Origin of the sequence: Klebsiella sp. MS 92-3 (assembly GCF_000195655.1) — a bacterium.
Lineage (GTDB): Bacteria > Pseudomonadota > Gammaproteobacteria > Enterobacterales > Enterobacteriaceae > Klebsiella > Klebsiella pneumoniae.
Genome location: NZ_GL882816.1, coordinates 20,974 through 33,728, shown reverse-complemented (window position 1 = coordinate 33,728; position 12,755 = coordinate 20,974). Strand labels below are relative to the sequence as shown.

The 12,755-nt window shown below is 61.9% G+C and carries 12 protein-coding genes; 5 read left to right on the top strand and 7 right to left on the bottom strand.

What is annotated here, in order from left to right; all coding sequences use genetic code 11:
- The first annotated feature begins 306 nt into the window (after window positions 1-306).
- Both HMPREF9538_RS30105 and HMPREF9538_RS12025 read left to right on the top strand, forming a co-directional pair.
- The gene (locus HMPREF9538_RS30105) at window positions 307-798 is read left to right on the top strand and encodes an REP-associated tyrosine transposase (RefSeq protein ID WP_004178721.1); all 492 of its coding nucleotides are present in this window, start codon (window positions 307-309) and stop codon (window positions 796-798) included.
- A 180-nt stretch (window positions 799-978) separates the two neighbouring features.
- Window positions 979-2,697 carry a lysophospholipid acyltransferase family protein gene (locus tag HMPREF9538_RS12025; RefSeq protein ID WP_009485310.1) on the top strand — a complete coding sequence of 573 codons (1,719 nt, stop codon included), beginning with the start codon at window positions 979-981 and terminating at the stop codon, window positions 2,695-2,697.
- 162 nt (window positions 2,698-2,859) lie between these two features.
- On the opposite strand, the gene tauD is transcribed toward HMPREF9538_RS12025, so the two are convergent.
- From tauD to HMPREF9538_RS32290, 7 genes are all read right to left on the bottom strand, one after another.
- Complete coding sequence (gene tauD, locus HMPREF9538_RS12030; protein ID WP_004147277.1) at window positions 2,860-3,711, bottom strand: taurine dioxygenase; 852 nt, start codon at window positions 3,709-3,711, stop codon at window positions 2,860-2,862.
- On the bottom strand, window positions 3,708-4,535 hold the full coding sequence (gene tauC, locus HMPREF9538_RS12035) for a taurine ABC transporter permease TauC (protein WP_004144603.1): 828 nt from the start codon (window positions 4,533-4,535) through the stop codon (window positions 3,708-3,710). The genes tauD and tauC overlap by 4 nt, the downstream gene beginning before the upstream one ends.
- Window positions 4,532-5,299 carry a taurine ABC transporter ATP-binding subunit gene (tauB, locus tag HMPREF9538_RS12040; RefSeq protein ID WP_009485308.1) on the bottom strand — a complete coding sequence of 256 codons (768 nt, stop codon included), beginning with the start codon at window positions 5,297-5,299 and terminating at the stop codon, window positions 4,532-4,534. The genes tauC and tauB overlap by 4 nt, the downstream gene beginning before the upstream one ends.
- A gap of 11 nt (window positions 5,300-5,310) precedes the next feature.
- The gene (tauA, locus tag HMPREF9538_RS12045) at window positions 5,311-6,273 is read right to left on the bottom strand and encodes a taurine ABC transporter substrate-binding protein (protein ID WP_002890192.1); all 963 of its coding nucleotides are present in this window, start codon (window positions 6,271-6,273) and stop codon (window positions 5,311-5,313) included.
- 239 nt (window positions 6,274-6,512) lie between these two features.
- The gene (mmuM, locus tag HMPREF9538_RS12050; protein WP_009485307.1) at window positions 6,513-7,445 is read right to left on the bottom strand and encodes a homocysteine S-methyltransferase; all 933 of its coding nucleotides are present in this window, start codon (window positions 7,443-7,445) and stop codon (window positions 6,513-6,515) included.
- Window positions 7,432-8,841 carry an S-methylmethionine permease gene (gene mmuP, locus HMPREF9538_RS12055; RefSeq protein WP_002890161.1) on the bottom strand — a complete coding sequence of 470 codons (1,410 nt, stop codon included), beginning with the start codon at window positions 8,839-8,841 and terminating at the stop codon, window positions 7,432-7,434. The genes mmuM and mmuP overlap by 14 nt, the downstream gene beginning before the upstream one ends.
- A gap of 82 nt (window positions 8,842-8,923) precedes the next feature.
- Window positions 8,924-9,052, bottom strand: coding sequence for a hypothetical protein (locus tag HMPREF9538_RS32290; RefSeq protein WP_004217023.1), 129 nt, complete (start codon window positions 9,050-9,052; stop codon window positions 8,924-8,926).
- A 62-nt stretch (window positions 9,053-9,114) separates the two neighbouring features.
- Between HMPREF9538_RS32290 and eat the strand changes: the two genes are divergently transcribed.
- From eat to eutC, 3 genes are read left to right on the top strand one after another with little or no spacing between them, the layout of a single operon-like run.
- The gene (eat, locus tag HMPREF9538_RS12060) at window positions 9,115-10,494 is read left to right on the top strand and encodes an ethanolamine permease (RefSeq protein ID WP_009485306.1); all 1,380 of its coding nucleotides are present in this window, start codon (window positions 9,115-9,117) and stop codon (window positions 10,492-10,494) included.
- 9 nt (window positions 10,495-10,503) lie between these two features.
- Complete coding sequence (locus HMPREF9538_RS12065) at window positions 10,504-11,892, top strand: ethanolamine ammonia-lyase subunit EutB (RefSeq protein ID WP_004183139.1); 1,389 nt, start codon at window positions 10,504-10,506, stop codon at window positions 11,890-11,892.
- The gene (gene eutC, locus HMPREF9538_RS12070) at window positions 11,889-12,665 is read left to right on the top strand and encodes an ethanolamine ammonia-lyase subunit EutC (protein ID WP_004147268.1); all 777 of its coding nucleotides are present in this window, start codon (window positions 11,889-11,891) and stop codon (window positions 12,663-12,665) included. The genes HMPREF9538_RS12065 and eutC overlap by 4 nt, the downstream gene beginning before the upstream one ends.
- Window positions 12,666-12,755: the final 90 nt, after the last annotated feature.

Sequence of the window (12,755 nt, the reverse complement as noted above, 5' to 3'; positions counted from 1 at the left end):
ATCTTCAGCTATTTCGCCCTCGATCTGGCCAAAAAAAAGACCCTCCGTTAACCCCGCCCCTCCCCGGTGGCGCTGCGCTTACCGGGGCTACCAAACCTCATCTCCGGTGCGCTGTATTTATCGCGACCACCACACCGTAGCCCGGATAAGGCGCTTGCGCCACTATCCGGGGACAGGCGCTAACCAATATCTGTAGCTAAAACTTTGCGCGCCGCTTTCCACCTTCTGCGCCTTCTCCTTGGCGTACCGGATTTCGCCTTCTAACGTGTTAAACCACATCATAAATACCGAATTCCAGGAGATCCTGTGGTGGCTTATCGACGTTATTACATTAAGGGGGGAACCTGGTTCTTCACTGTTAACCTTAAAGACCGTAGAAGCATGCACCTAACTGAAAACATAGAATTATTGCGCTACTCTGTCGCCGTTGTTAAACAACATCGCCCCTTTATTATTGATGCCTGGGTGGTGTTGCCTGAACATCTGCATTGCATCTGGACACTACCTCATAATGATGACGATTTTTCTTCACGCTGGAGAGATATCAAAGGCTGTTTTAGCAGAACGTTAAAACGACAACCCCTCTGGCAACCGCGCTTCTGGGAGCATGCCATACGCGATGAAGATGATTACCGCCGACACGTTGATTACATCCATATCAATCCACTTAAGCATGGCTGGGTCACCCGGGTGATCGATTGGCCATTTTCAACCTTTCATCGCGATGTCCAGCGCGGGCTATATCCCCCAAATTGGGCTGGCGATAGCTTTGATCTTAGCTGCGGTGAACGCCGATAGCCTCTCCCCGGTGGCGCTGACGCTTACCGGGGCTACAAATCGGCGCCAACCGTAGCCCGGATAAGGCGCTTGCGCCGCTATCCGGGGAACCTCGCTTGCTGCGACCGAAACTTCACCCAACTGTAATCTGAACGACATCTCCACCTTCTACTGTCTGGGCAGGACGGAGGAGGAGCCACTATGTTTAGTCTCGACAACGTACTCGATGACCTGTGGCCTCAGGCGAGGCCCGCCCCCTGGCAAAAGAAACTGTTAAAAAAGCTATTTTATGAGGAAGAGTTTCAACAATTTGCCGACCGTCACCGCCACCTGAAGGGGCTTGATACGGTCGAACAGGTGCTGGAATACCTCAATATCCGCTGCGCCATCCCGGCGCACGATCTCGAACAAATCCCCGAATATGGCCCGCTGGTCATTATCGCCAACCACCCCACCGGCACCCTCGACGGCCTGGCGCTCCTGTATGCGGTATCCCGCGTGCGCCGCGATGTCAAAGTGGTCACCAACCGCATGCTCACCCACCTTGAGCCCCTGAGCTCGCTGTTTATCCCGGTAGATAATATTCATGGCCGCACCGCTAAAGCGGCGCTGCAGCAGATGGACCAGCAGCTGCAGGCCGGCGGGGTGCTGATCTTCTTCCCGGCGGGGGAAGTCTCCCGCCTCACCCGTCGCGGTATCCGCGATAAAAAATGGCACTCCGGCTTTATTAAGCTGGCGGCAAAATATCGCGCCCCGCTGCTGCCGGCGTGGATTAACGCCCGCAACAGCGCCCTGTTTTACGCCAGCACGCTGATATCAGACAACCTGCCGCTGCTCCTGCTGATGCAGCAGATGTTTCGCCGGCGCAACAGCAGCCTGCCGGTGCGTATCGGCCAGCAGATCCCCTGGTCGAACTGGTTCGATGCCCAGTCCAGCGCTCGCGAGCTTACCGGCCGCTGCTATCAGCACCTTGAACAGCTGCGCAAAGGGCTGCCGGGGCGCTTTAAAACCGAAAGCGCTATCGCCCGTCCGGAAGACCGGGCGCTGCTCAAACGCGAACTGCACAAGGCCGAATGCCTGGGCCGCACCGCCGATGGCAAAGTGATTTACCTCTGGCAGCGCAACGGCCAGGAGGACGCGCCGCTGCTGCGCGAGCTGGGACGCCTGCGGGAAATCGCCTTCCGCGCGGTCGGGGAAGGCAGCGGCAAACGGCGGGATATCGACGGGTATGACGACGACTACCTGCATCTGATCCTGTGGGATGAAGAAGACCTCGAGATCGTCGGCGCTTACCGCTTTATGCCGACGGCCATCCAGCTGGCAAAGCGCGGCCTGGAGGGGATCTACAGTTACAGTCTGTTCCATTACGACGGGCGGATGGACGATGTCCTGCAGCACGGCATTGAGCTGGGGCGCAGCTTTATCCAGCCGCGCTACTGGGGGCGTCGCGGGCTGGACTACCTGTGGTCCGGCATCGGCGCTTATCTGGCGCGCTATCCGCACTATCGCTATCTGTTTGGTCCGGTGTCGATTTCTGGCGGATTGCCGGCCGCCGCCCGCGATCTGCTGGTGGCCTTCTACCGGATGTGGTTCCCGGCGACGCATCCGCTGGCGGAGTCGCGTCGCCCTTATCCGGCGTCGCTGCCCGACGTGCTGGCGCAGTTTGGCGGGGAGGATTACAACGACGACCTGGCCCGGCTGAAGTCTCTGCTCGGCAATCTCGGCTGCGCGATCCCCCCGCTGTATAAGCAGTACTCGGAAGTGTGCGAGCCGGGCGGCGTGCAGTTTATCGATTTCGGCAGCGACCCGGATTTCAACAACTGCGTGGATGGTCTGGTGCTGGTGGATTTGACCTATCTGAAAGCGAACCGCTATCAGCGCTATATTGGCGCGCATCTGGGTGCGCAAAAATCGGCATAAAAGCTTTTTCCCGGCTTGCGGCGCGTTGCGCCTTAGCCGGGCTATGGTTCACCGTTTCCGACGGTTCGGTAGCCCGGAAAAGGCGCGTCAGGCGACGCCTCCGGAAAGCAGCGGGCAATGTTCTCCGCGGCTCGCGGCTGATGCCTTAACCGGCTACAAGCCTTACCCCGCCCGGTAATACGGCTTATCGCCGAGGATCGTCGCCCGATGCATGATCCGCCGCTGCGGCAGATAGTCGGCGTTGGCGTAATGCTGCGTCACCCGGTTATCCCAGATAGCGACATCGTTCGGCTGCCAGCGCCAGCGCACCTGAAACTCCGGTTTAGTGACATGAGCAAACAGGAAGTTCAGCAGCGCTGCGCTCTCTTTCTCACTCACCTCGACAATTCGCGTGGTAAAGCCTTCATTAACGAACAGCGCCTGCTTGCCGGTCACCGGGTGGGTACGCACTACCGGATGCAGCAGCGGCGGATGCTTCGCCACCGCTTCCTGCCAGCGCCGATGCTCGGCTTCGGTCTTGTTGTACTTATACTCCTGGAACGATTTGCGGAAATCGTGTTCGGCATGCAGGCCGCTCAGCAGCTGCCGGAAGGGTTCTGACAGCGCTTCCCAGGCGGCGATGCCGCTGGTCCACAGGGTGTCCCCGCCGGTCGTCGGCAGCTCTTTCGCCGCCAGAATGGCGCCGGCGGGCGGCGTGTCGATAAAAGTGACATCGGTATGCCAGTTGTCATTATCCGGCGGATTATCGTTGTGGGTATCGAGGACGATAATCTCCTCCACCCCTGGGGCGTGAGGGTAGACCGGATGGATATGCAGGTCGCCAAACCGCAGCGCCAGGTCGCGCTGTTGCGCCGGGGTGATATTCTGCTCGCGCAGGAATACCACCTGATGACGCAGCACCGCGTGATACAGCTGTTCAAACTGGTTGTCGCTCAGCGGACGGGTTAAATCCGCCCCGCTCACCTGCGCGCCAATATACGGCCCCAGCGGGGTAATGCTCAGACGTTCACTCATTGTACTTCTCCATGCCAGGGCGTCAGGCGCCGCTGCAGCGCGCGCAGACCCAGTTCCAGTAAAAAGGCGATAATGGCAATCACCGCGATCCCCGCCAGCACCACATCGGTAGCGAGAAACTCGCCGGCAGACTGCACCATAAATCCTAATCCGCGGGTGGCGGCGATCAGCTCAGCGGCCACCAGCGTTGACCAGCCCACCCCGAGACCAATGCGCAGCCCGGTGAGGATCTCCGGCAGCGCGCCGGGCAGGATCACCAGCCACAGCACCTGCGCCCGGCTGGCGCCAAGCGAACGGGCGGCGCGAATCCGCACCTGCTGCGCGCTTTTTACCCCTGCCAGCGCCGACATGGCTACCGGCGCGAAAATCGCCAGGTAGATCAGCAGGATCTTCGAGGTTTCACCGATGCCAAACCAGATCACCATCAGCGGTAAGTAGGCCAGCGGCGGCACCGGACGATAGAGTTCGATCAGCGGGTCGAGGATCCCGCGCACCGTCGAGTTGAGCCCCATGGCGATCCCCACCGGTACGCCAATAAGCACTGCCGCCAACAGGGCGATAACGATCCGCGTCAGGCTCGCCGCCAGGTGCTGCCAGAGCGTCGCATCCATAAAGCCCTGCGGCCCGGCGATGGTGATAAGCTTCTGCAGCACCTGGCCCGGCGGCGGCAGAAACAGCGGACTAATCAGCTGCAGCGCCGCGACCGCCCACCAGACGGCCAGCAATACCGCCAGGGTCGCCACGCTGAGGGTGAGCTGGCGGGAGAGCGGCCAGCGCCACTTCAGCGTCGACTGACGCGGTTTGTCGTTCAGTACCACGCTCATGAGAAAGCCTCCCGTTGGTCAAACACCCGGCTCAGAATGTATTCCCGCTGTTCAATAAAGCGCGGGTCGGATTTAATGCTGCGGCAGGATTCGTCCGCGACAAAGCGACGGCTGAAATCAAGTCGCAGCCTCTCCACCACCCGTCCCGGCCCCGGCGACAGCAGCACCAGCTCGGTCGCCATGAAGATGGCCTCTTCAATATCATGGGTGATCAGCAGCACCTGTTTGCCGGTCTCATGCCACAGTTTCAGCAGCAGCGTCTGCATCTGCTCGCGGGTAAAGGCGTCAAGCGCGCCGAAGGGCTCGTCCAGCAGCAACAGCTGCGGATTCGCCGCCAGCGCCCGGGCGATGCCCACCCGCTGGCGTTGACCGCCGGACAGTTGCCAGATAAAGCGCTTTTCCGCCCCTTCGAGCCCCACCTTCTTCAGCATCTGCGCCGCCGCTTGCCGGCGCTGCGCTTTATCCACGCCCGCCAGCTGGAGGCCCAGCGCCACGTTATCCTGCACATTGCGCCACGGCAGCAGACCTTCGTTCTGGAAGACCACCCCGCGCTCTGCGCCCGGCCCGGTCACCCGCTGACCTTCGAGGGTGATGCTGCCGTGCTGATAGGGCACGAATCCGGCAATCAGGTTCAGCAGGGTAGTTTTACCGCAGCCCGAAGGCCCCAGCACCACCAACAGCTCCCCACTCTCCAGCGTCAGGTTGATATCCGCCAGCGCCGGTTTACCGCCGTAGTCGGCGGAAAGATGCGAGATTTGCAGCATCGCCGCCTCCTTTACTTCACAAAGCGGTCAGTAACGTACTGACGATAATCGGTTCCCGCCGCAGGCACTTTGCCCTGCTCTTTCAGGAAGCGCGCGGTATCGACGATGGCCTGATTGACCGGCCCGTTCAGCGCCTGCGCCTGCTCAGCGGCGGTGAGATAGGTATTGCCCTTCACCAGACCGGGGACATCGGCTTCCGGCACGCCGCTCAGGCGCGCCAGCTTGCTGATGTTGTCCGGCTGTTTCAGCCATGCCTCCGGGTTGGCGATGTAGGGCTGCTGGGCGTCGATGGCGCTTTTAGCAAACGCTTTGACGATCTCCGGATGCTGCTCGGCGAAGTCCTTACGGACCACCCAGACGTCAAGAGTCGGCGCGCCCCACTCCCCAACCTGAGAAGAATCGGTCAGCACCTTGCCCTCTTTTTCCAGTTCGTTAACCGCTGGCGCCCAGACGTAAGCGCCATCGATATCCCCGCGCTGCCAGGCGGCGATAATCGCCGGCGGCTGCAGGTTAATAATCTGTACCTGGCCCGGCTTGATGCCCCAGTGTTTGAGCGCCGACAGCAGGCTGTAGTGGGTGGTGGAGATAAACGGCACGGCGATGCGCTTGCCGATCAGATCTTCCGGTTTGGTAATGCTTTTCTTCACCACCAGCGCTTCGGAGTTGCCGAGCTTTGAGGCAAGCAGGAACACTTCAATCGGCACCTGCTGGCTGGCGGCCACCGCCAGCGGGCTGGAGCCAATATTACCGATCTGCACATCGCCGGAGGCCAGGGCGCGTACCACGCTGGCGCCGCTGTCAAATTTCCGCCAGTCGACGGTCGCCCCGCTGGTTTTGGCGAAGGTGTTGTCCGCCTGGGCGACTTTCGCCGGCTCAGCGGAGGTTTGATACGCCACGGTAACGTTGACCGCCTGCGCCTGGAAGGCGGCGACAGCCAGCGCCGCCAGAAGAGTAATTCGCGATGTGAATGCCATAATGTCTGCTTCCCCTGAGTTGTTATAGGTGCAGTATTTCCGGCATCAGGATGGAGATGAAGTAATTAAAAATTCTGGCTAATAGCGAATCGTTTTTAGAACAAAAGCGGGAAAGGATAGTTGGTTTTGTGCGGTGAGTTAGTGGCAGATGGTTGGCGCCGGGCGGCGGCTACGCCTTACCCAGCATCCGGTTCGCGCAATATGTAGGCCGGGTAAGCGCAGCGCCACCCGGCAAAAATTTAGCGCTTCGCGTTAAGCGCGGCGATGTCCTTCGGCGTGGTGCGGCAGCAGCCGCCGATCAGCTTCGCCCCGGCCGCCAGCCACTGCGGCAGATAATCCGCCAGGCTGGCGCAGGCTTCGCCATGATGGTGCCAGGTCTTGCTCACCGCATCATAATGTTCGCCGGAGTTAGGATAGACCACCAGCGGCAGGGCCGTCAGGCTGTGCAAATGCGCCAGCGCCGCGGGCGTATTTTCCAGCGCGATACAGTTGATCCCCACCGCCACCACCTGCGGGTTATCCGCCAGGGCGGCCATCACCTCGCGCAGCGGCGTGCCGTCGCTGAGATGTTCGGCGTCGCGCAGCGTGAAGGAGTACCAGGCGCGGGCGCGGGGATACTCCTGCAGCAGGGCCGCCAGGGCCTGGATCTCAGCGAATGACGGCAGGGTTTCACAGGCCAGCAGGTCGGCGCCGGCATCCAGCAGCGCTTCGACGCGCGGGCGGTGGAAGGCCTGGAACTCTGCCGCGCTGCGCTGATAATCGCCGCGATACTCCGAGCCGTCGGCGAGAAACGCGCCATACGGCCCCACCGAACCGGCCACCAGCAGCGTACCGGCCTGCGGGTTCTCGGCGAGGTACGCCTCGAGCGCTTTGCGCGCCAGCTCGACGCTTTTGCCGATTAGCGCCCGGGACTGCGCCTCATCCAGCCCGCGCGCGGCAAAGCCCGCCGGAGTGGCCTGATAGCTGGCGGTGATCGCCACCTGCGCCCCGGCGCGAAAGTAGTCGAGATGCACATCGCGGATCAGCTGCGGGTTCTCCAGCAGCACTTTCGCCGACCACAGGCTGTCGGCCAGATCGCAGCCGCGTGCCTCCAGCTCGGTGGCCATGGCGCCGTCCAGCAGCACGAAAGGCTGGGCGGCAAGCAGGGCGGTAAACGGATTAGTCTGCGACATGTTGGGGCTCCTGAGTCATATTCCGTGAACGAGTAAGATACCAGGCACCATAGCACAGGGCCACAAAGGGGATCCCGCACCACAGCGCAATTCTCTGGCTCGGGTCAAAAGCGAGGCCCACGCAGGCCACCAGGCACAGCACAAAGCCCAGAACGGGCACCACCGGATACCAGGGAGCGCGATACTGGAGATCGCTCAGCGCCTTACCCTGCTGCAGATGGCGGCGGCGGAACATAAAGTGCGAGGCGCAGATGCTCAACCACACTGCCACCACCGCAAAACCGGAGATCGCCGACAGCGCGACAAACACCGTATCTGGCGCCACCACGCTGGAGAACAGCGCCAGCACGCCGCCCAGCATACTCACCGACAGGGCGGTCACCGGCACGCCCCGTTTATTGACTTTGGCAAAGCAGGCCGGCAGCGTCTTCTCGTTCGATAGCGACCAGAGCATCCGCCCCGAAGCGTACAGGCCGGAGTTAGCCGCCGACAGGATCGCCGTCAGGATCACGAAGTTGAACATGTCCGCCGCATAAGGGATGCCCACCTTCTCGAACACCAGCACGAAGGGGCTTTTCTCCACTCCCGCCTGCTGCATCGGGATCAGCGCCGCCAGCACAAACACGGTGCCGATAAAGAAAATAATCAGCCGGGCGATGGTGGTGCGGATGGCAACCGGAATAACTTTATGCGGGTTTTCCGTCTCTCCGGCGGCAATGCCGATAAGCTCCGTCCCGGAGAAGGCGAAGTTCACCGCCACCATGGTCATCAGGATCGGCAGGCCGCCGTGCGGGAACCAGCCTTCGGCGGTGATATTGCGCAGGCCCGGCGCCGGGGAGCCATCCTGCATCGGAATGATGCCGAAAATGGCCGCGCCGCCGAGAATAATAAACGCGACGATGGTGATCACTTTCACCAGCGAGAACCAGAACTCGCCTTCGGCGAAGAAGCGCGTCGAAATGATGTTAAGGCCGAAGATCACTGCGCAGAACACCACGCACCAGATCCAGACCGGCACCTGCGGGAACCAGTACTGCATGCAGAATCCCGCCGCGGTGAAGCTCGACCCCAGCGCCACCGTCCACGTTAGCCAGTAGAGCCACGCCACGGTATAGCCCGTCGCCGGGCCAAGATATCGCGCCGCGTAAACGTGGAAAGCGCCGGTCTCCGGCATCGCCACCGACAGTTCGCCAAGGCACTGCATCACCAGCCAGACCACCAGGGCGCCAATCAGATACGCCAGCAGCGTCCCGGCCGCGCCGGTGGTGGAGATGATATAGCCGGTATTAAAGAATAAGCCGGTGCCAATCACGCCGCCGAGCGACAGCATGATCAGATGGCGCGTTTTCATGGTGCGCTTCAGCTGCCCACCTTGTTGTTGTGTTGTGCTTTGCATTTTATTTTCTCACGCCAGCCCGCTTGCCCGGGTCATGATGCGTATAAACGTATAGACATCTAAACATCCAAAAGAAGAAGTGTTATACCGTGCCGCCGCTGAAAAAGCAAAGCCGCTGCACCAGGGCGCGCGCCGACAGCGTGCAGCCTGCCCCATTTTTGCGCAGCGCCAGCGGGCGCGCCACGGACTGACGCCTTATCGCGGCAGGCAACGTTCTGGCACTCTCTTTGCAGCCTGTCGTTCAGCACCTTTCTATCTGGCGAGGCAATACGTATGACAGAGCACACCACCACCTTAAAAAGAACGCTCGGCAGTTTTCGTTTATGGGGGATCGCCGTCGGACTGGTGATATCCGGGGAGTACTTCGGCTGGAGCTACGGCTGGTCGCAGGCGGGCACGATGGGGTTTATGGTCGTCGCCCTGGCGATCGCCGCCATGTACTGCGCCTTTATTTTCAGCTTTACCGAGCTGACCACCGCCATCCCGCACGCTGGCGGCCCTTTCGCCTATGCCTACCGCGCCTTCGGGCCCACCGGCGGCTTTATCGCTGGTTTTGCCACCCTGATTGAATTCGTCTTCGCCCCGCCGGCCATCGCCATGGCCATCGGGGCCTACCTCAACGTGCAGTTTCCGGCGCTGGATCCGAAATGGGTCGCCTGCGGCGCCTACGTGATCTTTATGACGCTCAATATTCTCGGCGTCGGCATCGCCGCCACCTTCGAGCTGATCGTCACTCTGCTGGCCATCTTCGAGCTGCTGGTGTTCATGGGCGTGGTCGCCCCCGGCTTCTCCTGGAGCCACTTCACCACTAACGGCTGGGCGGGCGCGGACAGCTTCAGCGGCCTGGCGCTGCCGGGGATGTTCGCCGCCATTCCGTTCGCCATCTGGTTCTTCCTCGCCATTGAGGGGGCCTCCATGGCGGCCGAAGAGGCCAAAGATCCGCAGCGCACCATTCCCCGCGCCCTGGGCGGCGGCATTCTGACGCTGACGGTGCTGGCGATCGGCGTGATGGTCTTCGCCGGCGGCGTCGGCGACTGGCGCGCGCTGTCCAATATTAACGATCCGCTGCCCCAGGCGATGAAGACGGTCGTGGGCAACGGCAGCGGCTGGCTGCATATGCTGGTGTGGCTGGGGCTGTTTGGCCTCGTCGCCTCCTTCCACGGCATCATTATGGGCTACTCGCGGCAGATCTACTCCCTCGCCCGCGCCGGCTATCTGCCCGCCGGGCTGGCCTCCCTCAACCGCCGCACCCGCACCCCGCATCTGGCGATCCTCGCCGGGGGCGTGGTGGGGATCGCCGCGATCTTCTCCGACTCGCTGATCACCATCAGCGGCATGCCGCTGACCGCCTGCATCGTCACCATGTCGGTATTTGGGGCTATTGTTATGTATATCACTTCCATGGCGGCGCTGTTCAAACTGCGCCGTAGCGAGCCGAAGCTGATCCGTCCGTTCCGCGCCCCGCTCTACCCGCTGGCGCCGGCCTTTGCCCTCGGCATGGCGGTGCTCTGCCTGGTGGCGATGGTCTGGTATAACCTGCTGCTGGCGCTGATTTTCGCGGCGATGATGCTCGGCGGCTACCTGTGGTTCCGCAAAACCGCAGCGGCCCGTGAACGGGCGCCAGTGGATCCTCAACTGCGCACGGTCTCCTGAGGAGGCGGCATGTATAAAACCACGCTATCGGGCCAGGTATGGCGCTTTGATAGTCTGAAAACGTTGATGGCGAAAGCGTCGCCGGCCCGCTCCGGCGACGCCCTCGCAGGGATTATCGCCACCTCAGCCGAAGAGCGGATGGCGGCGAAAATGGCCCTCGCCGAGGTGCCGCTGACCGACATTCTCGACAACCCGCTTATCCCTTACGAGCAGGACGAAGTGACTCGCCTGATCCTCGACACCCATGATGCGCAGGGCTTTGCCGCCCTGCGTCACCTGACGGTCGGCGATTTTCGCGACTGGCTGCTGGATGATGCTACCGATACCGCCACGCTGCAGCGGGTCGCCCGCGCCATCACCCCGGAGATGGCGGCGGCGGTCAGTAAGCTGATGCGCAATCAGGATCTGATCCTTGCCGCCAGCAAATGCCAGGTGGTGACGCGCTTTCGCAACACCATCGGCCTGCCCGGCCACCTCAGCGTACGCCTGCAGCCCAACCATCCCACCGACGACCTGAAAGGCATCGCCGCCAGTATGCTCGACGGGCTGCTGTACGGCGCCGGGGACGCGGTGATCGGCATCAACCCGGCCAGCGACAGCTTACCGGTGCTGGCGCAGCTGAACGTCATGCTGGACGATATTATTCAGCGCTTCGCCATCCCTACCCAGTCCTGCATTCTGACCCATGTGACCAATACGCTGCAGCTGATTGAGCGCGGCGCGCCGGTGGATCTGGTGTTCCAGTCGGTGGCCGGTACCGAAGCGGCCAACAGCGGCTTCGGCATCAATCTTGCCATGCTGCAGGAGGCCCGCGAGGCGGCCCTCAGCCTCAGGCGCGGTACCCTCGGCAACAATGTGATGTATTTTGAGACCGGCCAGGGGAGCTGCCTGTCGGCCAACGCCCACCACGGCGTCGACCAGCAGACCTGCGAGGCGCGGGCTTACGCCGTCGCCCGCCACTTTGAACCGCTACTGGTCAATACCGTGGTCGGTTTTATCGGTCCGGAGTATCTCTACGACGGCAAGCAGATTATTCGCGCCGGGCTGGAGGATCATTTCTGCGGCAAGCTGATGGGCCTGCCGATCGGCTGCGACGTCTGCTATACCAACCACGCGGAAGCGGATCAGGATGATATGGACACCCTGCTGACCTTGCTGTGCGCCGCCGGGCTCACCTTCCTGATCGGCGTGCCCGGAGCGGACGATATCATGCTCAATTACCAGAGCACCTCGTTCCATGACGCGCTGTACGCCCGTCGCCTGCTGGGCTTAAAGCATGCCCCGGAGTTCGCCGACTGGCTGGCGAAAATGCAAATTATCGATCCGCATGGCGCGCTGCGGCTCACCGACGCCCGTCATCCACTGCTGTCCGTCCTGCCGCAAGGAGCCTCTGTATGAACCGTCCCGATGCCTGGAACCCGCTGCGTGAATTTACCGATGCGCGGATCGCCCTGGGGCGCAGCGGCGCCAGTCTGCCGACCCGCGAAGTCCTCAACTTTGGTCTGGCCCACGCCAGAGCGCGGGATGCCATTCATCAGCCGTTCGCCAGCCAACAATTGGTGGCGCCGCTGGCGGCGCTCGGCCTCGAGGCCCTGACGGTGCACAGCGCCGCGCCGGACCGTCATACCTATCTGCGGCGCCCGGATCTCGGGCGGCAGCTCGCCGATGAGAGTCGCGCCGACCTCGCCGCCAGCGGCGTCCGCCCCGCCGACCTGCTGCTGGTGATCGGCGACGGCCTCTCTTCCTGGGCGGTAGAGCGCCAGGCGGTGCCGTTGATCCGCGCCCTGCTGCCCTATCTGCGGACGCTGGGTATCGGCCTGGCGCCGGTGGTGCTGGCGCATCAGTCGCGGGTGGCGCTGGGGGATGATATTGGCGAAACCCTGAAAGCCCGCGCGGTGGCGATCCTGATTGGCGAACGACCGGGTCTCTCCTCGCCGGACAGCCTCGGCGTCTACCTCACCTGGCAGCCTCATCGTCAGCGCCTGGAGTCTGAGCGCAACTGTATCTCCAATATTCGGCCGGAGGGATTAAGCCATGACGCCGCCGCCTTTAAACTGGCCTGGCTGCTGGAGCAGGCTTTTTTGCGTCGGCTTACCGGGGTGGGTCTGAAAGATGAAAGCGATAATCCGGCGCTGCATGGTAAAATAAAACCGTTGCCCCCTTTAAAATAATAAGTCACGCGAGCAGCAGAATAGATTTTTAATATTATCTTGTGCACCTGACTTTATATTCCGCCGCGTGCTGAAATTGCCCGGCGGCGC